Source organism: Delftia sp. HK171 (assembly GCF_001886655.1).
Lineage (GTDB): Bacteria > Pseudomonadota > Gammaproteobacteria > Burkholderiales > Burkholderiaceae_C > Comamonas > Comamonas acidovorans.
The window spans coordinates 4949485-4969594 of record NZ_CP018101.1 but is presented as its reverse complement, the minus strand read 5'-3'; the positions used below and the strand labels follow the sequence as shown (position 1 = coordinate 4969594).

19 protein-coding genes are annotated in these 20110 nt (G+C 68.2%); 13 read left to right on the top strand and 6 right to left on the bottom strand.

Going from position 1 to position 20110, the window contains the following annotated elements:
* The first annotated feature begins 70 nt into the window (after nt 1-70).
* On the top strand, nt 71-982 hold the full coding sequence (locus BO996_RS22260) for a LysR family transcriptional regulator (protein ID WP_016449232.1): 912 nt from the start codon (nt 71-73) through the stop codon (nt 980-982).
* Here the strand turns inward: BO996_RS22260 and BO996_RS22255 are convergent.
* Nucleotides 955-1602: a TetR/AcrR family transcriptional regulator gene (locus tag BO996_RS22255; protein ID WP_047218409.1), complete on the bottom strand. Its 648-nt coding sequence runs from the start codon at nt 1600-1602 to the stop codon at nt 955-957. The two genes, BO996_RS22260 and BO996_RS22255, sit on opposite strands and share 28 nt — an antisense overlap.
* Before the next feature lie 320 nt (nt 1603-1922).
* Between BO996_RS22255 and BO996_RS22250 the strand changes: the two genes are divergently transcribed.
* The 3 genes from BO996_RS22250 (at nt 1923) to BO996_RS22240 (ending at nt 5629) form a co-directional block, all read left to right on the top strand.
* A complete protein-coding gene (locus tag BO996_RS22250; protein WP_065348041.1) occupies nt 1923-3347 on the top strand; it encodes an amino acid permease in 1425 nt (474 codons plus the stop codon).
* A 21-nt stretch (nt 3348-3368) separates the two neighbouring features.
* Nucleotides 3369-4463: a 4-hydroxyphenylpyruvate dioxygenase gene (gene hppD / locus BO996_RS22245; RefSeq protein WP_063325866.1), complete on the top strand. Its 1095-nt coding sequence runs from the start codon at nt 3369-3371 to the stop codon at nt 4461-4463.
* Between the two features lie 104 nt (nt 4464-4567).
* Complete coding sequence (locus BO996_RS22240; protein WP_026062059.1) at nt 4568-5629, top strand: aldo/keto reductase; 1062 nt, start codon at nt 4568-4570, stop codon at nt 5627-5629.
* Nucleotides 5630-5646: 17 nt separating this feature from the next.
* Here the strand turns inward: BO996_RS22240 and BO996_RS22235 are convergent, their stop codons facing one another.
* Genes BO996_RS22235 through BO996_RS22225 form a run of 3 tightly spaced genes read right to left on the bottom strand, consistent with a single transcriptional unit; the run spans nt 5647 to nt 7045 of the window.
* Complete coding sequence (locus BO996_RS22235; RefSeq protein WP_232240406.1) at nt 5647-6303, bottom strand: hypothetical protein; 657 nt, start codon at nt 6301-6303, stop codon at nt 5647-5649.
* Nucleotides 6279-6494 (bottom strand): helix-turn-helix domain-containing protein, encoded by a 216-nt coding sequence (locus tag BO996_RS22230; RefSeq protein WP_013801570.1) that lies wholly within the window; start codon nt 6492-6494, stop codon nt 6279-6281. Before BO996_RS22230 ends, BO996_RS22235 begins: the two co-directional genes overlap by 25 nt.
* A gap of 2 nt (nt 6495-6496) precedes the next feature.
* Nucleotides 6497-7045, bottom strand: coding sequence for a DUF2975 domain-containing protein (locus BO996_RS22225; RefSeq protein WP_013801571.1), 549 nt, complete (start codon nt 7043-7045; stop codon nt 6497-6499).
* A gap of 57 nt (nt 7046-7102) precedes the next feature.
* On the opposite strand from BO996_RS22225, the gene ybaK reads away from it, so the two are divergent.
* The 9 genes from ybaK (at nt 7103) to BO996_RS22180 (ending at nt 18336) form a co-directional block, all read left to right on the top strand.
* Nucleotides 7103-7597, top strand: a complete 495-nt coding sequence (ybaK, locus tag BO996_RS22220) for a Cys-tRNA(Pro) deacylase (protein ID WP_012206589.1) — start codon at nt 7103-7105, stop codon at nt 7595-7597.
* Nucleotides 7598-7765: 168 nt separating this feature from the next.
* Nucleotides 7766-8446 (top strand): glycerol-3-phosphate 1-O-acyltransferase PlsY, encoded by a 681-nt coding sequence (plsY, locus tag BO996_RS22215; RefSeq protein ID WP_013801572.1) that lies wholly within the window; start codon nt 7766-7768, stop codon nt 8444-8446.
* A 98-nt stretch (nt 8447-8544) separates the two neighbouring features.
* Nucleotides 8545-10077, top strand: a complete 1533-nt coding sequence (locus tag BO996_RS22210; protein WP_071956434.1) for a DUF4178 domain-containing protein — start codon at nt 8545-8547, stop codon at nt 10075-10077.
* Nucleotides 10078-10095: 18 nt separating this feature from the next.
* Nucleotides 10096-10314 (top strand): DUF350 domain-containing protein, encoded by a 219-nt coding sequence (locus BO996_RS22205; RefSeq protein WP_013801574.1) that lies wholly within the window; start codon nt 10096-10098, stop codon nt 10312-10314.
* A 188-nt stretch (nt 10315-10502) separates the two neighbouring features.
* Nucleotides 10503-12668 (top strand): TonB-dependent receptor, encoded by a 2166-nt coding sequence (locus tag BO996_RS22200; RefSeq protein WP_071956433.1) that lies wholly within the window; start codon nt 10503-10505, stop codon nt 12666-12668.
* Nucleotides 12669-12755: 87 nt separating this feature from the next.
* The gene (locus tag BO996_RS22195) at nt 12756-14300 is read left to right on the top strand and encodes a polyamine aminopropyltransferase (RefSeq protein ID WP_034395892.1); all 1545 of its coding nucleotides are present in this window, start codon (nt 12756-12758) and stop codon (nt 14298-14300) included.
* On the top strand, nt 14279-16039 hold the full coding sequence (locus tag BO996_RS22190; protein ID WP_052155267.1) for an FAD-dependent oxidoreductase: 1761 nt from the start codon (nt 14279-14281) through the stop codon (nt 16037-16039). The genes BO996_RS22195 and BO996_RS22190 overlap by 22 nt, the downstream gene beginning before the upstream one ends.
* Nucleotides 16040-16219: 180 nt before the next feature.
* Entirely contained in the window at nt 16220-17257 is a 1038-nt protein-coding gene (locus tag BO996_RS22185) for an amidohydrolase family protein (RefSeq protein ID WP_071956432.1), read from the top strand.
* Nucleotides 17258-17367: 110 nt separating this feature from the next.
* Nucleotides 17368-18336 carry a Bug family tripartite tricarboxylate transporter substrate binding protein gene (locus BO996_RS22180; RefSeq protein ID WP_071956431.1) on the top strand — a complete coding sequence of 323 codons (969 nt, stop codon included), beginning with the start codon at nt 17368-17370 and terminating at the stop codon, nt 18334-18336.
* Nucleotides 18337-18383: 47 nt separating this feature from the next.
* On the opposite strand, the gene BO996_RS22175 is transcribed toward BO996_RS22180, so the two are convergent.
* Nucleotides 18384-19373 carry an HD-GYP domain-containing protein gene (locus BO996_RS22175; protein ID WP_071956430.1) on the bottom strand — a complete coding sequence of 330 codons (990 nt, stop codon included), beginning with the start codon at nt 19371-19373 and terminating at the stop codon, nt 18384-18386.
* Nucleotides 19374-19413: 40 nt separating this feature from the next.
* Nucleotides 19414-20079 carry a retropepsin-like aspartic protease family protein gene (locus tag BO996_RS22170; protein WP_012206581.1) on the bottom strand — a complete coding sequence of 222 codons (666 nt, stop codon included), beginning with the start codon at nt 20077-20079 and terminating at the stop codon, nt 19414-19416.
* Nucleotides 20080-20110: the final 31 nt, after the last annotated feature.

Sequence of the window (20110 nt, the reverse complement as noted above, 5' to 3'; positions counted from 1 at the left end):
TAGGGATGTTCCCTGACACCCGGGCCTGCCCGGGCCGCAGGCCCCGGCGCCTGCGCTAGGCTGGCCGCCCATGGAGATGTATCAGCTGCGCGCCTACGTCACGGCGGCCACGCTGGGCAGCGTCACGCGCACGGCCGAGGCCCTGCACCTGACCCAGCCCGCCATCACGGCCCAGATCAAGGCGCTGGAGGAAGAGCTGGGCGTGGCGCTGTTCGACCGGCGCCCGGGCCGCATCAGCCTCACGCGGGCCGGCGAGGCCCTGATGGAGCCCGCCCGGCAGGTGCTGGATGCGGCAGGACGCCTGCAGGGCCAGGCCCGCGAACTGCAGGGCGAGATCACCGGCCAGCTGCTGCTGGGCACGGTGGCCGACCCCGAGGCGCTGCGCCTGGGCTCGCTGCTGCATGGCCTGGTGGAGGCGCTGCCGCTGCTGGACATCAAGACACGCCAGGGCTGGGCCGAGGAGCTGCGCGCGCAGGTCGCGGCCGGCGGCCTGCAGGGCGCGTTCTACATCGGCGCGCACATGCCGCGCGACCTGGGCGCGCTGGTGCTGCAGACACTGCACTACCGCGTGGCGGCGCCGCCCGCGCTGCGCGAGCGCGTCCTGCAATCGGGCTGGAAGGACCTGGCGCAACTGCCCTGGATCGGCGCGCCCGCGCAGCACCATGAGCAGGCCCTGCTGCTGGCGCTTTTCGCCCGCCAGGGGCTGAGCCCCAATCAGATCGTGGAAAGCGATGCCGCCGCCGCGCCCGAGAGCCTGGTGCGCGCCGGCCTGGGGCTGGCGCTGCTGCGCGAGGACCGAGCCCTGGCCGCGGCCGAGCATGGCTGCGTGGCCATCTGGCCGCATGCGCGCGTGTCGGCGCAGCTGGGCTTCATCCATCCGCGCGAGGCCGAGCATGATCCGGCCCTGGTGGCCACGCTGTCGCAACTGCGCAGGGTCTGGGGGCTGACCGAGGTTCAGGCGGCGGCGCCGCCGCCGGCCTGAGGGGTGCCTGCCTGGACGATGGCCTCGACCAGCGCATCGAGGCTGCCCTGGCGTTCCTGCTCGCCCACCTCGAACAGCTCCAGCACGCCGGTGCCGCGCAGGATGGCGAAGGCCATGGCCGCAAAGCCCTGGGGGCGGGGATGGTGGGCCGCGATCTCGGGGAAGACGTCCAGGAAGCGGGTGTAGAACACGCTGTCCACATGTACCCGGCGCGCGTCCACGCGGTCGAACAGCGAGGGGGAGGCCTTGCAGCCGAAGAACATGCTCCAGGCCGCCTGGTAGTTGGCCGCGCCGAAGATGTTGTCCCAGGCCAGGGTGACGAAGGTCTGTGCGCGCTCGCGCAGAGGCAGGGCCTTGTCGGGCCAGACCGTGCCCTGGTCGCTCAGCGGCTCCATGACCTCGATAACCAGCCGCTCCATCAGCGCATCGCGGCTCTCGAAGTGGTGCTGCAGCGCGCCCAGCGACACGTCGGCGCCGCGCGCGATGGCCTGCAGCGTGGCGCTCTTGAAGCCGCCCTCGCGCAGCAGCGCCAGGGCGGAGTCGATGATCTTGCGTTGCGTTGTCTCCACACGCTCGGTCTGCGGCGTGCGTGCGCGCCGCTGCGTGGCGGACGTCGTCATGTTCTGGGCTCCAGAGGGCAAAAAAATAATAGTAGATTGTTTTTGTTTGTTGCGGGCGTTCAACCGTTGCCGCAGTGCGGCATGGCGGGTGGCAATGCGTCGATCGCCTTCGCTACTCCTTCTTCTTGGGCTTGTCCATAGGGATAAATTACAAGAAATAATAATTTATTGTTTTTTATAGTTGATACCCATCAACAAGGGGCGCACAACGCCCCGCATTCCAACAGGCACCCCACGAGGAGACATTGCCGTGAAGACCACCGAAGTGTTCCAACCCCTGCGCCGCCGCGCGCCTTGCTGAGAGCCGGAGCACCCCCTTGATGCACAGTTCTTCTTCGCAGGGCCATCTGGAGCGCAGGCTCAAGAACCGCCATATCCAGCTCATCGCGCTGGGCGGCACCATCGGCACGGGCCTGTTCCTGGGCTCGGCCGGCATCATCGAGCTGGCCGGCCCGTCCGTGCTGCTCGGCTACGCCATTGGCGGGCTGATCATCTTTTTCATCATGCGTTTCCTGGGCGAGATGCTGGTCGAGGAGCCCAACGCGGGCTCGTTCAGCTATTTCGCCAACCGCTACCTGGGCCGCTTCGCGGGCTTTCTGGCGGGCTGGAACTGTGTGGCGCTGTATGTGCTCGTGGGCATGCTGGAGCTGACGGCCGCAGGCAAGTTCATCCAGTTCTGGTGGCCCGGCATACCCACCTGGGTGACGGCGGCGGTGTTCTTCGTGCTGATCAACGGCGTGAACTTCATCAACGTCAAGGCCTATGGCGAGTTCGAGTTCTGGTTCGCGCTGATCAAGATCGCGGCCGTGCTGGCCATGATCGCTGCGGGCGTGTATCTGCTGGCCAACGCCGACCGGCCCGAGCAGACCGTGCGCAACCTGTGGACGCACGGCGGCTTCTTTCCCAACGGCCTGTCCGGCCTGGTGATGGCCTTCGCCTTCATCATGTTCGCCTTCGGCGGCGTGGAGATGCTGGGCTTCGCGGCGGCCGAGACCGACCAGCCGCGCACCGTCATCCCCAAGGCCGTGAACCAGCTCATCTACCGCGTGCTGGTGTTCTACATCGGCTCCATGGCCGTGCTGATGTCGCTGATGCCCTGGACCGACCTGCTGGGCCAGCTCAAGGCCGGCGGCGACACCTACAGCAGCAGCCCCTTCGTGCTGGTGTTCTCGGGCCTGGGCGAGAACACGGCCGCCCATCTGCTGAACTTCGTGATCCTCACGGCCACGCTGTCGGTCTACAACAGCATGGTCTACAGCAACAGCCGCCTGCTGTACGGCATGGCCAGCGAAGGCAATGCGCCGCGCTCGCTGATGCAGGTCAACCGCCGCGGCGTGCCGGTGCGGGCCATCGTCTATCCGGCCATCTTCACGGCGCTGGCCATCGTGCTGAACTATGTGGCGCCGGCCGGCGTGCTCGAGTTGCTGATGTCGCTGATCGTGGCGGCCCTGGTGATCACCTGGACCATCATCATCGTGGCGCACTGGCGCTTTCGCCGGGCGCATGTGGCGCGCAAGACCGTGCTGGGCTTTCCCGCACCTGCCGCGCCGCTGACCAATGCCATCTGCCTGGCTGCCATGGCCCTGGTGGTGGGCGTGATGCTGCTGACACCGTCGGTGCGGTCCTCCGCGCTGGCCATTCCGATCTGGGTCCTGGTGGTCTACGGGGCCTATCGCCTCGTGTTCCGCCAACGTCCCACGCCTGTGCTGGAATCCGTACTGGAACCCGCGCACATCCCCCGTTGAAACCTTCAAGGAGAACCAACCATGGCAGACCTGTTCGACAACCCGATGGGCCTGATGGGCTTCGAATTCGTGGAATTCGCGTCGCCCGCGCCCGGCGTGCTGGAGCCGCTGTTCGAGAAGCTGGGCTTCACCCTGGTGGCCAAGCACCGTTCCAAGAACGTGCTGCTGTACCGCCAGGGAGGCATCAACTTCATCATCAACAATGAGCCGGGGCAGGCCGCCTATTTCGCGGCCGAGCACGGCGCCTCGGCCTGCGGCCTGGCCTTCCGCGTCAAGGACGCGCACCAGGCCTACAAGCGCGCGCTGGAACTGGGCGCCCAGCCGGTGGAGATCCCCACGGGTCCCATGGAGCTGCGCCTGCCGGCCATCAAGGGCATCGGCGGCGCGCCGCTGTACCTGATCGACCGCTTCGACGAAGGCAAGTCCATCTACGACATCGACTTCGAGTTCCTGCCCGGCGTGGACCGCAACCCCAAGGGCCACGGCTTCCACGTGGTGGACCACCTGACGCACAACGTCTACCGCGGCCGCATGACCTACTGGGCGGACTTCTACAGCAAGCTGTTCAATTTCCGCGAGATCCGCTACTTCGACATCTCGGGCGAGTACACCGGCCTGGCCTCCAAGGCCATGACCGCGCCCGACGGCCTGATCCGCATTCCGCTGAACGAGGAATCGCGCCAGGGCGGCGGCCAGATCGAGGAGTTCCTCATGCAGTTCAACGGCGAGGGCATCCAGCACATCGCCCTGCTGACGGACAACCTGCTGGACTCCATCGACCAGCTGCAGATGGCCGGCATTCCGCTGCTGACCGCGCCCAACGACATCTACTACCAGAACCTGGAAGGCCGCCTGCCCGGCCACGGCCAGCCTGTGGGCGAGCTGCAGGCACGCGGCATCCTGCTGGACGGCACGACCGAGGGCGGCCAGCCGCGCCTGCTGCTGCAGATCTTCTCCCAGCCCATGCTGGGCCCCGTGTTCTTCGAGTTCATCGAGCGCAAGGGCAACTACCGCGAGGGCTTCGGCGAAGGCAATTTCAAGGCCCTGTTCGAGTCCATGGAGCGCGACCAGATCAACCGCGGCGTGCTGCAGGCCGAGGCACCGCAGGGCGCCTGATCCCGACGGACGCAGCGCGCCCGCCCGGCCCTGGCCGGGTGGGCGCGCTGTCGTCAGGGTAAACACGGGCGGCCCTACACTCGGTGCCCATGAATTCCCCCTCGATGCAACCGGTGGCGCTCGGTCAAAGCGCATTGCAAGTCAGCCCCATCTGCCTGGGCACCATGACGTTCGGCGAGCAGGTCGGCGAGGCCGAGGCCTTCGCCATCATGGACCGCGCGCTGGAGCGCGGCGTGGACTTCTTCGACACGGCCGAGATGTATGCCGTGCCCGCACGCGCCGAAACCTGCGGCGCCACCGAAACCATCATCGGCCGCTGGTTCGCCCAGCGCCCCGGCGCGCGCGCCAAGGTCGTGCTGGCCACCAAGGTGGCCGGTCCTTCGCGGGGCATGCCCTGGGTGCGCGAGGGCAAGGGCATGACGGCGGCCGACATCGCCGCCTCCTGCGAAGGCAGCCTGCGCCGCCTGGGCACGGACGTGATCGACCTCTACCAGATCCACTGGCCCGAGCGCAACGTGCCGGCCTTCGGCCAGCTGTACTACGACCCGTCCAAGGAAAGCTCGCAGACCGGCATCCACGAGCAGCTCGAGGCGCTGGGCCGCCTGGTCCGTGAAGGCAAGGTGCGCCACATCGGCCTGTCCAACGAAACGCCCTGGGGCGTGCACGAATTCGTGCGCCTGGCCGAGCAGCACGGCCTGCCGCGCGTGGCCTCGGTGCAGAACGCCTACTGCCTGCTCAACCGCAGCTGGGAAAACGGCATGGACGAAAGCTGCCACCGCCTGGGCGTGTCGCTGCTGGCCTATTCGCCGCTGGCCTTCGGCCTGCTCACGGGCAAGTTCGACGTGCATGCGCCCACCGATCCCGCTGCGCCGCAGGCCGCACGCATTGCGCGCTACGAGTCCGTGCGCAAGCAGCGCTGGGGCCGGCCCGAAGCCCTGGCCGCCGCGCGCCGCTACAACGCGCTGGCGCGCGAGCATGGCATGACGCCCACGCAGCTGGCGCTGGCGTTTTGCTACACCAAGTGGCAGGTGGCCAGCACCATCATCGGCGTGACCTCGGTGGCCCAGCTCGATGAGGACCTGAACGCCTGGGGCACGCAACTGTCGCCCGAACTGCTGTCGGCCATCGACGCCATCCGCTGGGAAGTGCGCGACCCTGCGCAATAGGCCTCAGCCCCGCGCCTTCAGCGGCTGCACTCGCCCTTGAGCGCAGCGGCCGCCAGCATGGGCAGGCTCAGCAGGCCCATGCCGCCGCCCTTGAACTCGCCCTTCATGCAGTCGCCCTGGGCGGCCTCGCGCATGCCGCTGGCCAGCGGGTCCTCGCGCTGCGCATGGATCTGGGGCCTGACCAGGCCCTGCCGGGCCGCCGACTGCACGGCCTCGCGGCCTGCGGCCGAGTCCAGCAGGCGGCCCATGGCCCTGGCGCTGCGCGCGGTGTCCGGGACGGCCGCGGTGTCGGCGGGCACAGGCGCTTGCGGCGCGGCGGCTGTCGCGGCTTCCTCCATGGCCTTTGCCGCCCCTGCGCTTTGCCTTGATGGCGGTGCGACGGCGGCGGTGTCCGGCCGTCGCGTAGGCGGGGACGCGGGCGCGGGCGCCGGTCCGGGCCGGGCAGCCGCTGGAGCAGGAGCAGGAGCAGGAGAGGGCGCCGGCGTCGGCATCGAAGTCGGTGTCTCGACCCAGACCACCTGAAGGCGGCGCGCCTCGGCCTGCCCGGTGCCGGGCCGCGCAATGTCCGGGGCCAGACCCTGCCACAGCAGCATCCCATGCAGCAGCAGCGACAGCAGCAGGCCTGCGATCAGCCGCAGCCGCCCGCTGCTCAAGCCTCGGGCCCAGCCACCCATTCCAGCAGGTCGCCGGGCTGGCACTGCAGTGCCTCGCAGATGCGCTCCAGTGTGTCGAAGCGCACGCCGCGCACCTTGCCGCTCTTGAGCAGGGAAATGTTCTGTTCGGTGATGCCGACCATCTCGGCCAGTTCGCGCGAACGCATCTTGCGGCGCGCCAGCATCACATCGAGGTGGACGATGATGGGCATGCTCAGACGAATCCCGCGTTCTCGTCGGCGATGCGCCGCGCCTGCAGCATCACATGGGCGATGGAGACCAGCACCACGCCGAGCAGGACCAGCAGGCCATCGTGCCAGTACAGGCCCAGCGTGACGAAGCGCTGCCCTGGCGGATTGCCCATGCTGGCCGCCACCGACATCAGCGCGCGCGTGAAGGGCAGGGCCAGCGCGCCCGCCAGCACCGTCCAGGCAAAGCGCATCAGGGCGTGCTGCGCCTGCTGGCCGAAGACACGGCCCTGCAGATACTCGCCGAACAGTGTCCACAACTGGCGCAGCGCATACAGGCCGCAGCCCACGGGCAGCAGGCTGACCAGTGCGGTGCGCCAGCGCGCAGCCATGTCCAGCGGCTGGCCGGGCGGCATGCCCAGCAGGCCTTCCGCCTGGCCCGAAAGATCTTGCGGCGACAGCAGGGCGGCTGCCGGCAGGGCCAGCAGCGCGACGGCACCGAGGGCAATCAGGATGCGCGCCGCCTGGGAGTGGCGCCTCAGGGCGTTGCCCGCGGCGTGGGGCGTATAGTTCATGGCACAGCCTTGTATTGATGAATCGATAAAAAATTATTGTAAAACGATAAAAAATTCATGTCCAAGAAAAACTCTCATGTCAGCGAGACACCGGCCACGCAGCTGCTGCGCGCCCACAAGGTGGAGTTCACCGAGCACCCCTATGAGTACCTGGAACACGGCGGCACCGAGCACAGCGCGGCCAGCCTGGGCCTGGACGAGCACATGGTGGTCAAGACCCTGGTGATGCAGGACCAGGACGCCAGGCCGCTGATCGTGCTCATGCACGGCGACTGCAAGGTCTCCACCAAGAACCTGGCGCGGCAGATCGGCGCCAAGAGCGTGGAGCCCTGCAAGCCCGAAGTCGCCAACCGCCACAGCGGCTACCTGGTCGGCGGCACCTCGCCCTTCGGCACGCGCCGGGACATGCCGGTCTATATCGAAGAGAGCATCCTGGCGCTGCCGCGCATCGCCATCAACGGCGGGCGCCGGGGCTTTCTGGTGCAGCTGGACCCGCAGGTCTGCGTGCAGCTGCTGGATGCACGGCCCGTGCACTGCGCGCTGGCAGAATAGATGCCCTGAAGAAATGAACATGACTTGCGCACACGGGAAGGCGGCCACCGCCTCCAACGGGTTCGCGCAGGTCCTGATGAAAAACATGTGTCGGCGATCAGGGAGGGCGGGCCATCATGGCTGGCCGGATCGCGCGCCGGCGCTCCACAGACCGGCCAAGGACTTCAATTGAACGCGCTCTACCCCCTTCTCGCCACCGTGGCGGCCTACCTGATCGGCTCGCTGTCGTTCGCCGTCATCGTCAGCCGGGCCATGGGCCTGAATGATCCGCGCACCTACGGCAGCGGCAACCCCGGCGCCACCAATGTGCTGCGCTCCGGCAGCAAGGCGGCCGCAGCCGTGACCCTGCTGCTGGACGCCGCCAAGGGCTGGCTGCCCGTGGCCCTGGTGCAATGGTTCGGCAGCCGCTTCGGCCTGGGCGACGGCACGGTGGCCATGGTGGCGCTGGCCGCCTTCCTGGGCCACCTGTACCCGGTGTTCTTCCGCTTCAAGGGCGGCAAGGGCGTGGCCACGGCCCTGGGCGTGCTGCTGGGCATCAGCGTCTGGCTGGGCCTGGCGGTGGCGCTGACCTGGCTGATCATTGCCGTGTTCTTCCGCTATTCCTCGCTGGCGGCCCTGGTGGCCTCCGTGTTCGCCCCCGTCTACTACCTGCTGTGCAGTGGCGTGGTCTGGTATGCCGAGACGCCGATTGCCGCCGCCATCGTCGCCATGGCGGCCCTGCTGATCTGGCGCCACCGCGAGAACATCCAGCGCCTGATGGCTGGCAAGGAATCCAGGCTGGGCAGCAAGAAGGCCGACCCGGCAGCCGCCGCGGCCAAGCCCGGCACGGCCAAAGGCAAGCCGCATTGACCGCCGCCACCGCGCTGCGCTCCACGGGCGCAGCTTGCGTGAATGGCGTGGCCCGCCAGCCGCGCTCCAGGCCCTCTCACCACTGACGACCTTCTTACATGGCATCGAGTCCATCGCAGCGCGTCTATCGCGCACCTTGCCCCGGCTGCGGCGCGCCCGTGGAATTTTCCAGCGCCCAGGCCAGCTACGCCGTCTGCGAGTTCTGCCGCAGCACCGTGGTGCGCCAGGGCGATGTGCTGCAGCGCCGCGGCTCCATGGCCGAGGTCTTCGAGGACTACAGCCCCCTGCGCATCGGCGCCACGGGCCAGATGCTGCGCAACGGCAAGCCCGAGCACTTCACCCTGGTCGGGCGGCTGCAGCTCAAGAGCGAGGCGGGCGCCTGGAGCGAATGGGTGGCCGCGTTCAGCGATGGTGCGCTGGGCTTCCTGAGCGAGGACAACGGCCAGTTCGTCTGGTCCTGGCCCTGGGAGGCCGAGGCCCTGCGCAACGGGCCGTTCAAGGCCTCCGACTGGCTGCTGGGCTCGCAGCGCGTGCTGGGCGGCAAGAGCTTCACGGTCAGCAGCGTGCAGAACGCGCGGCTGGTATCGGCCCAGGGCGAACTGGCGCAGCTGCCCGAGCCCGGCACGCCGTACCGGCTGGTGGAGCTGCGCAGCGAGCAGGGCCAGGTCCTGTCCGTGGACTTCTCGGCCCAGCCGCCTGCGCTGAGCCTGGGCGAACGCGTGGTGCTGGACGACCTCAGGCTGCAGGGCCTTCGCGACGGCGCCTCGCTCAAGGGCGAGCAGGGCAGGCACTTCAACTGCCCCAAGTGCGGCGCCGTGGTGCCCGTGCGCTTTTCCACCACCAAGAGCCTGAGCTGCTCCAGTTGCGGATCGCTGGTGGACCTGAGCCAGGGCATTGGCAAGGAACTGTCCTATGCCGAACAGAACGAGCCCGTGCGCCCCGCCATCCCCCTGGGCAGCAAGGGCGCATTGGAAGGCCTGCAATGGCAGGTGGTGGGCTTTCAGCACCGCATGGGCGAGGAGGCCGGCGACGACGAGAGCTTTGGCTGGGAGGAATACCTGCTGTTCAGCCAGAAGGCCGGCTTCGCCTTCCTGGTCGATTCCTCCGATGGCTGGAGCATGGCCCGCGTGACCACGGGCGTGCCCAAGCTCTCCAAGAACCGCAGCACGGCCAAGTACATGGGCCGGCAGTACCAGCTTGAATCGCGCTACACGGCCGAGACCACCTATGCGCTGGGCGAGTTCTACTGGCCCGTGCAGCGCGGCCAGACCACGCGCAATGTGGACTATGTGAGCGCAGGCGCGCAGAACAAGGCCTTTCTGGCCAGCGAGACCGAGAACGGCGAGACCACCTGGTCCCATGGCAGCGCCGTCTCGGCCACCACGCTGGCAACGGCCTTCGGCCTCAAGCAGCTGCGGGACCGCTCGCAGGTCGGCGTGATGTCGGGCAGCCGCTTCGGCCTGTGGACCATCGTCATCGGCGTGGTCATCCTGTGGCTGGTGTTCGTCATGCTGCGCGGCTGCATGTCGCGCCCGAACTGCAACCCGAACACCGATCCCAACTGCAACAGCTACACCCGCAGCAGCGGCGGCTCCTGGGGTGGCTACACCTCGGGCGGCAGCCACAAGTAAACAACGGAGAAACTGATCATGAACTTCGACTGGTTCAACCCCGCCGCCTTCTTCGGCTCGATCCTCTATGCGCTGGTGGGCGTGGTGGTGTTCTGGCTGTGCTTCATCATCATCGACAAGATCACGCCCGTGGACATGTGGGCCGAGATCGTCGAGAAGCACAACAAGGCGCTGGCCATGGTGGTGGCCGCCATGTGCCTGGGCATCAGCATCATCGTCGCTGCCGCCATCCACTGAACGGGGCCGCCTGGCCCCCCGCACTCCCCATCTCCCGCCGACACGCAGCCCGCCTGAAAAGGTGCGGCTGCGCTGCGCATGGTGGCGTTGCTGCGTCGCAACAAATTCCTTGTTGATAGTGAGTTTGCAAATGATATTCGTTTGCATTCTAAATAGAATCGCCCCCTTCATTCGAAGAGAGGGTTTCCATGACAGACCATCAAGCCGCCCGCAGGGCAAGGCTTTCAGCGGGTGTGACCGCTGGCATCATCACCACCGCGCTGGCGGGCGCGGTCCATGCCCAGGAGGCCGCTCCAGCCGTTCCTGCCGATCCGGCCCAGGCACAGACGCAGCCGCAGACGCAGACGCAGCCTCAACAGGCCCACACCCTGCCCACGCTGCAGGTCAACGCTTCCCAGTACGACCCTGACGACGTGCGCCCCGAAGGCGTGACCACGGCGACCAAGACCTACCTGGCGCCCAAGGACATCCCGCAGACCATCGATACGCTGGAGGTCAACAAGTACAAGAGCTACGGCATCAACGACCTGGCCACCATGCTGGACGGCGTGCCGGGCGTGAACACCACCTACGACATGCGTGGCGAGGGCGTGTACATCCGCGGCTTCAAGGCCGACGAGAGCGATATCTACCGCGACGGCGTGCGCGAAAGCGGCCAGGTGCGCCGCAGCACGGCCAATGTGGAGCGCATCGAGATCCTCAAGGGACCGGCCTCGGTGCTCTATGGCCGCAGCGCGGGCGGCGGCGTGGTCAACATGGTGAGCAAGCAGGCGCGCTTCGACGCCAAGAGCAGCATCACGCTGCGCGGCGGCTCCTGGAACAACGTGGGTGGCACCATCGACATCAACCGCGTGCTCAACGAGAACGTGGCCGTGCGCCTGACGGCCGACCGCGAGCAGGCCCACAGCTTCCGCGAAGGCATACGCAACCGCAACGAGATGGTCTCGCCCAGCATCCTGGTGGACACCCGCACGGGATGGCGCTGGACCGGCCAGTACACCTATGACAACGTCTGGCGCGTGCCCGATCGCGGCCCGGTCTATGACCAGTTGCCAGCCGGCGTTTCCATCCGCAAGGGCTTCGCGGCACCGGGCGACTACGTGGAAGATCGCCTGCGCGTGCTGCGCTCCGACCTGTCCTATGACTTCAACAACCGCTGGAGTCTGCGCTGGGTGGCCAGCAAGCGCGAGGCCAGCCAGGACTTCGACCACTATTTCGCCGGTACCTACCGCGCCGCGACCGGCAAGATCACGCCCAACTACGCTTGGCAGCAGACCCGCAACACCACGCTGTCCAACACGCTGGACCTGACGGGCAAGTTCAGCACGGGCAGCATCAAGCACGACCTGCTGGTGGGCCTGGAGGCCAGCGAGGAAGAGCGCGCGCCGCGCGTCGGCCAGCCCGGCAGCACCTTCTCCTACGATCCGTTCCAGCCCATCGTCTGGCCCAGCCGTCCGGCGCAGGGCAATCCGACCCAGGACAACTATCACAAGGGCAAGGGCCAGGCGCTGTACATGCAGGACCTGGTCAGCCTGACCGAGCAGTGGAAGCTGCTGCTGGGCCTGCGCTACGACAGCTATGACTTCCAGAGCACCAACAAGATCGCCAACCTCACGCGCAAGACCGACGGCAACGGCTTCAGCCCGCGCGTGGGCGTGGTGTGGCAGCCGGTGCGTGAGCACAGCTTCTATGCGTCCTGGAACAAGAGCTATTCGCCCTATGGCGGCCGCGGCATCCTGTCCGTGGAAACCGCCGTGGGCGCGGTGCCGGACGACGAGCCCCAGTACTCGCGCCAGTCCGAGGTCGGCGTCAAGAGCGACTGGCTGGGCGGCGCGCTGTCCACCCAGGTCTCCGTCTACCAGCTGGAGAAGTACAACATCCGCTACCGCCCCGATCCCGAGAACGATCCCTACACCTGGGCCATCCGGGGCAAGGACCGTTCGCGCGGCATCGAGTTCAGCGCGGCCGGCCGCGTGGCCAGTTCCTGGTATGTGCGCGGCGGCGTGGCCTTCATGGAGGCCAAGGTGGCTGAAGACGCGCAAAACCCCGCCAACGTGGGCCTGTACCTGCGTGACACGGCCAAGCGCAACGGCAACCTGTTCCTGCGCTATGCGCCCAAGGGACCCTGGTACGGCGAAGTCGGCGTGACCTACACGGGCAGCCGCTTCACCAACGCCGCCAACACGGCCCTCCTGCCCGGCTACACGCGCTGGGATGCGCTGGTGGGCTGGCGCCAGGACGCCTGGACGGTGACCGTGGCGCTGTCCAACCTGTTCGACAAGCAGTACTGGCGCTCCAGCTCCATGCCAGGCGCACCGCGCAGCGTTCTGGTCAGCGCCAACTACCAGTTCTGACGGCGGCGCCCGAGGCGCTGCGCTCCTTCCCGCTTTGCACGGTGTGCGTTGCACGCGGGAAGGGGCGCATCGCGCACAATACCGGCCGTGCAAACCTCAGCCCCTCTTGCCGGCGCGCAGCCGGCGCGTCCCATCGACATCGCCCTGCTGGTCAGCGTCTTCGTGATCGCGGCCTGCGGCCTGCTTTACGAACTGGCTGCAGGTGCGCTGGCTTCCTATCTGCTGGGCGACTCGGTCCTGCAGTTCTCCACCATCATCGGCAGCTATCTGTTCGCCATGGGCATAGGCTCCTGGCTTTCGCGCTATTTCGAGGACCATCTGCCCGCGCACTTTCTGCGCATCGAGCTGATGGTGGCCCTGGTCGGCGGCGCGCTGCCGGCCACGCTGTTCATTGCCAACGCCTACGCGCCCGGCGCGTTCCGGTTCCTGCTGTACGGCATGGTGCTGGTGGTGGGCACGCTGGTGGGGCTGGAGATTCCGCTGGTGATGCGCATCCTCAAGCGCAATGTGACGCTCAAGGACCTGGTGTCCCAGGTGCTGACCTTCGACTACCTGGGCGCGCTGGCCGTGTCGCTGGCATTTCCGCTGCTGCTGGTGCCCAAGCTGGGCCTGGTGCGCACAGGGCTGCTGTTCGGCTTCATGAATGCGGCGGTGGCGGTCTGGGCACTGCTGCTGTTTCGCCATGAACTGCGGCGCCCGCGCGCCCATGCCCTGGCCTGCGCGGCCGTGCTGGCCCTGCTGGGCACGGGCATCTGGGGCGCCGACCATCTGACGCGCCTGGCCGACGACCATTTCTACCAGGACCGCATCGTGCTCTCCAGCAGCTCGCCCTACCAGCGCATCGTGGTGACGCAGGGGCGCCAGGGCGCGCGGCTGTACCTCAACGGCAACCTGCAGTTCGCCCAAAGCGACGAGTACCGCTACCACGAGGCCCTGGTCCACCCCGTGATGGCCGCGCATGGTGCGCCCAAGCGCGTGGCCGTGCTGGGCGGCGGCGACGGCATGGCCGTGCGCGAGGTGCTCAAGTACCCCTCGGTGGAGTCGGTCACCCTGGTGGAGCTGGACCCGGCCATGACCGACCTGTTCAAGGACAACGCCATGCTGCGCCGGCTCAACGGCGAAGCGCTCAGCGATGCGCGCGTGCACATCCTCAATACCGATGCCTTCCACTGGCTGCAGCAGGGCGGCGATACCTTCGACGTGGTCATCGTCGATTTCCCCGATCCGACCAATTTCGCCATCGGCAAGCTGTTCACCAACAGCTTCTATGCCTTGCTGGACAAGCGCCTGGCGGCCAGCGGCTACGCCGTGGTGCAGACCACCTCGCCCCTGATCGCACGCAAGAGCTACTGGACCGTGGTGCAGACCATCGAATCCATCGGCCTGCAGGCCACGCCCTACCACGCGCATGTGCCCAGTTTTGGCGAATGGGGCTTCGTCATCGCCAGCCACCGGCCTTGGCGCGAGCCCGATGCCCTGCCTGCGGGCCTGCGCTTTCTGAGCGCGCAGACCATGGCGCTGATGTTCGACTTCCCGCTGGACATGGCGCGTGTGCCGGCCGAGGTCAACCGCCTGTCGAACCAGGTGCTGGTCAATACCTACGAGCGCGAATGGGGCAGGGTGGAGCGTTGAGCACCGGCCTCTTGCCCCTGTGGAGCCGGCGCCAATGGCTGCAGGGCTTGGCCGGCGGCGCGGCCCTGGGCCTGGGCCTGTCCGGCTGTACGCCAACGCCACCGCGGCTTGAGGACCTGCCCGGCGGATTCAGCGGCGTGGCGCTGGAGCGCGGCCATGCCTTGCGCGCGTTCTGGCAGCGCCTGGCCCAGGGCCTGGCGCTGCCGCCGCCGGCCGTGGTGCACCGTGCCAAGGTGGTGATTGCCGGCGGCGGCATGGCAGGCCTGGCCGCCGCGCGCGCACTGGAGCTGGCGGGAGTGCAGGGCGTGGCCCTGCTGGACACGCAGCAGGCCATGGGCGGCAACAGCCAGGGCGGCAGCATTGCGGGCCTGCCCTGTCCGCTGGGTGCCCACTATCTGCCCCTGCCCGGCGACGATGCGGCCGAGGTGCAGGACTGGCTGGAGGCCCTGGGTCTGCGCCAGCGCCGCGCGGGCCGCTGGCAGTACGACGAGCGCCATCTGTGCCACAGCCCGCAGGAGCGCCTGTTCTGGCAGGGCGCCTGGCATGAGGGCCTGCTGCCCGTCGATGGCGTGGCGCCGCGCACGCTGGAGCAGTACGAACTCTTTGCGCGCAGCGTGGCCCAGGAGATGGACAGGGCGGCCTTTGCCATGCCGTCCATCCGTGTCTGGCAGCGCGAGGGCCGTCTGCCCGCCGCCCATGCCGCGCTGGACGGCCAGACCATGCAGGCCTGGCTGACGAGCCAGGGCATCGATGATGCGCAGCTGATCTGGTATCTGGAGTACTGCTGCCGCGACGACTTTGGCGCGGGCCTGGCGCGCGTATCGGCCTGGGCAGGCATTCACTATTTCGCCAGCCGCCATGGTTTCTCGGCCCCGCGCCGCCAGGACGAGCGCACTGCCGAAGAGGCGGGTGATGCCGTGCTGACCTGGCCCCAGGGCAATGGCTGGCTTTCACAGCAGCTGGTGGCAGGGCTGGGCTCCACCGACCTGCAGACGGATTGCAGCGTGCTATCCATCGCCGAAGGTGCCGACGGTGTGGAGATCGACGTCTACCACCATGGCCGCCAGCAGCACGAGCGCTGGCTGGCCGCGCGCTGCGTCGTGGCCCTGCCCAGCTTCATCGCGGCACGCGTGGTGCGCGATGCGCCGGACTTCCTGCGCGCGGTGGCGGGCCGGCTGGACTGGGCGCCCTGGCTGGTGGCCAACATCCATCTGCAGCGGCCGCTGGCTGACCGGCCCGGCGCCGATCCTGCCTGGGACAACGTGCTCTTTGCCGATCCGAATGCGGGCGGTCTGGGCTACGTGGACGCGGGCCACCAGGGCCTGGACCGGCTCACGCCCCGGCCCACGGTGCTCAGTTACTACCAGGCGCTGGGCGACTGGCCTGACGGGCGTGCGCAACTGCTGGGCCAGCCCTTCGGCTTCTGGCGGGACCGCATCGTCGGCAGCCTGCTCGTCCCCCATCCCGACCTGCTGCACAAGGCCACGCGCATGGAGATCACGCGCTACGGCCACGCCATGGCCATTCCCCGGCCTGGCGACCAGCAACTGCTCAGCCAGGTGGCGCTGCAGTCGCTCCACCGGGGCCGCAGCGCGCAGTGCGCCGGCGAGCGCGTGGCCCTGCTGCCCACGCCGGGCACGAGACGCCTGTGGTTCGCGCATTCCGACTGGGCCGGCTACTCGGTGCTGGAAGAGGCCTTCACGCGCGGCCACCATGCGGGCCTGTGGGCCGGCGCCTGATCTCCATACCGACCTCTTTCGTGGATTCCTGATCGCCGGGCAAGCTGCTGCCGGTTCGTCGCTGGCCGCGTCCGCCAGCGGGTTTGCCCTTGTCCGTGTGCCGTAGATGCCTGACTATAGTTCTATTTGATAGATCTTAATTCTGTTAGATAGAACTTTGAAAAAGGGTACGAAACGCACATGGGCAACTATCTACCGGTGAGGCCGGATTGGCTGGGCCTGCACGAGGAGGAGATCCTTGAGCCATCGCTGGCCATCGTCGATGCCCACCACCATTTCTACGATCGACCGGGCTGGCGCTACCTGGCGGACGAGTACCTGGCCGACGCGGGCTCGGGCCACAGGGTCCGTGCCTCGGTCTACATGCAGGCACTGACGCGCTACCGCACTGCCGGCCCGCAGGCGATGCAGCCGGTGGGCGAGACCGAATTCGTGGTGCAGGCGGCGCAGGACGTGCAGGAGCACAGGCAAGGCCATGCGGCCTGTGCCCTGGCGCAGGGCATCGTCGGATATGCGGACCTGCGCGCCGGTGCGGCGGTGCGCGAGGTGCTGCTGGCCCATCTGGAGGCCGGCAAGGGGCGCTTTCGCGGCATCCGGCACCTGGCGACCTGGGACGCGGACAGTTCCCTGGTCAATCCCCTGACCGCCGCGCCGCAGGGCCTGCTGCTGGACCAGGCCTACCGGCAGGGCGTGGCGCAGTTGGCGCCGCTGGGGCTTTCCTTCGATGCCTGGCTGCTTTTTCCGCAGCTGCCGGAGCTGCTGGACATGGCACTGGCCTTTCCGCAGACGGCCGTGATCATCAACCACTGCGGGGGCGTGGCGCGCATCGGCGCCTATGAAGGCCGGCATGCCGATGTGTTCGAGCGCTGGAAGGCCTCCATGCAGGCCCTGGCCCGGCTGCCCAATGTGTACGTGAAGCTCGGCGGGCTGGGCATGCGCATCAACGGATTCGGCTTCGAGAAAGCGGACAGGCCTGCGGCCTCGGAGCAACTGGCTGCGGCCTGGAGACCGTGGATGGAGACCTGCATCGAGGCATTCGGCGCCGACCGCTGCATGTTCGAGAGCAATTTCCCGGTGGACAAGGGCTCCTTCAGCTACGCCACCTGCTGGAACGCCTTCAAGCGGCTGGCGGCGGGCGCAAGTGCCGCCGAGCGCCAGGCCCTTTTCGAAGGAACGGCAAGCCGCGTGTACCGGCTGGGCCAGGCGCAGCCCGAATGACGCTGCATCACCGGAGCCATCTGCCTCGCCTGCCCCATCGATCCCATCTCACCCGACTCACCCGATTCACCCGACTTATTCGTCCAAGCCATCATTCCAAGGAGACCGCCATGCCATCCCTCATCTCTCGTCGCGCCATGCTGGCGCTGGCCGGCACAGCCTGCCTCGGCCCCACCTGGGCGGCGGCCCAGGGCAAGCCCGTGACCATCATCGTGCCGTATGCGCCAGGCGGCAGCGCCGATCTGGTGACGCGCGTGATCGCGCAGTTCGCCGCGCCGGGACTGGGCTCTGCCTTGGTGGTGGACAACCGCACCGGCGGTGGCGGCGTGGTGGGCTGGAGCGCGGCCGCACGTGCCGCGCCCGACGGCCAGACGCTGCTGACCGTGGAGCTGTCCTATGCCATTGCAGCCGGCCTGATGCCGAACCTGCCCTTCGATCCGCGCAAGGCGTTCACCCAGGTCACCACGGCGGTGAAGGTGCCCCATGTGCTGGTGGTCAACCCCCAGGTGCAGGCGCGCAGCGTGGGCGAGTTCATTGCGCTGGCCAGGGCGCAGCCCGGCAAGCTCAACTACGGCTCTGGCGGCAACGGCACCAACACCCACCTGGCCGGCGAGCTGTTCAAAAGCGCAACGGGCGCGGACCTGGTCCATGTGCCTTACAAGGGCGCGGGCGCCGTGCTGGCCGACCTGATGGGCAACCAGGTGCAGGCCCTCATCACTTCGGTCCCCACGGCGCTGCCCTACATCCGAAGCGGCAAGCTCAGGGCACTGATGGTGACGGGCTCGGAGCGCAATGCAACGCTGCCTGATGTGCCTTGTGCCAAAGAGGCCGGCATCCCCGCCATGGACATCGACTACTGGATTGGCATAGGCGCCCCGGCCGGCACGCCTGCGGCCGCCGTCGCCCGGTTGAACAAGGAATTCAACGCGGCACTGGCCCAGCCGCAGGCCAGCCGGAAGATGGCGGAGATGGGGCTGTCCGTGGTGGCGAACACGCCCGAGCAGGCCACGCAATGGGTGCAGAACGAGATACAGCGCTGGAGCGCCGTGATCCGGCAGGCGGGCATCAAGGCCGATTGATGGCCGATGGACGGCAGATGGTCGACCGACTGACGGCCGGCAGTGCGCTACAGCGGACCCGGCACCTGCACCATGCGGTACAGCGACTGGCTGCCGCGTGCGGCCAGCACGCCCAGCTGCGCCAGCGTGCGCGGGTCCAGCTCCAGCGTGATGGCGGCGCGCGCCAGTGCCGAGCGGATGCGGGGGCCGTCCTCGCCTTCATGGATGACGGGCGGGTAGAGGCTGGCGCCGTCGGCGCCGATCACGCTGGCCACCAGCGGCGGCTGTGGCGGCTCGCCACGGCGCAGCACCACGGCGATATCGCCGTTGTCCAGCCGCACGTAGGTGCCCGGCGGGCACAGGCCCACGGCGCGCACCAGCGCGAAGCCCACCTCGTCGGAGTAGCGCTGCTGCTGGGTGAGCGCGCGCAGCGACTCGGCGGCGCTGCGGCCTTCGCGTGACTTGCGCGGGCTGATCAGGGCCGCGTAGCGGTCCACCGTGCCCAGGATGCGCACCAGGCGCTGCACCGGGGGCAGTGTGGCCAAGGGCTGCTGGGGCACGGCTTCATGGTGGCGGGCCACCAGTTCCAGCCACTGCGCGTCGTTGACGAACAGACGCGCCAGCAGGGCCTGGCTTTGCAGCGGATGGCGCTGCACGGCCTGCTGCTGGGCGGGGGTCAGCGGCTCGCGCTGCAGCGCCAGTTCGTCCTGCAGCGCGTTCATGCCGATGTTCATGGTCAGCGCGCCGCGTACCAGGGTGCGGTGCTCGGTCTCGTTCAGGCGCAGCTCGCGCGCCAGCACATGGCACAGGCAGGCGCAGACCAGGGCATGGGAGGCGCTGTAGCCCACGGTGGAGGAGCAGGCGCGCTGGAACATCAGGTACAGCGCGGCATCGCTGTCGTGGGCGATCAACTCCTGCAGCCACAGGTCGATCTGCTGCAGCTTGACCAGGAAGCCCTGCACCTGCAGCGGCGCGGACAGCAGCACGGACAGCGCGGCCTCCAGGTCGGACCACAGGCCCAGCAGGTCTTCGTAGGAATCGTCGGGGCGTCGGCTCATCGGTGGCGGGGTGCGGAAAACGGGGCGCGTGCAGGCCGCATCAGCGCCGCTCCAGCACCATCTCGCTGCCCTGGCGGGTCATCTGGACGTGGGCCAGAAAGCTGTTTCCCAGCAGCACATAGGGCATGGCAAGAGGGGCGACCACGGCGTCCACGCCAAAGACCTCGACATCGCCCACGCGCACCGAGTCCAGCCGCAGGCTCCAGCCCTGGGCGTCGCCGTTGGCGGTGCGCATCATCACGGGCTGGCCCTTGAGAAAGGGCAGGCCCATGCGTTCGGCGTCGGACCGGCCTATGGCGACCGAGCTGGCGCCCGTGTCCACCATGTAGACCATGGTCTTGCCATTGATCTGGCCGCGTTCGATGAAATGGCCCCGGTTGTCGGCCTTGAGCACCACGCGCCGGCCAAGCGCGGGATCGCCCGCTGCCGCGCCCCGGCCGCCCAGGCTGATGGGCGCTTCGCCCAGGCGCAATGTCTGGCGGCGGCCCTTGATTTCCACCTCGGCCGTGTCGCCCGATACCTGCAGCACGCGCACGTCCTGCAGGCTGTCGCCGGCCGCCAGAGCGCGTGGCGTGCCGCCATCGATGACCAGCAAGGCCTTGCTGCCCAGCACGCCGCTGAGTGCCACGGACTGCGCTGCCGCCAGCGGCGGAAGCGCAGCGGCCACGCCGGCCAGGCTCAGAAGTACGGCACGCAGGTGGCGCATGGGGCTTGTGGTGCAGGGGCGGAGGCCGGGC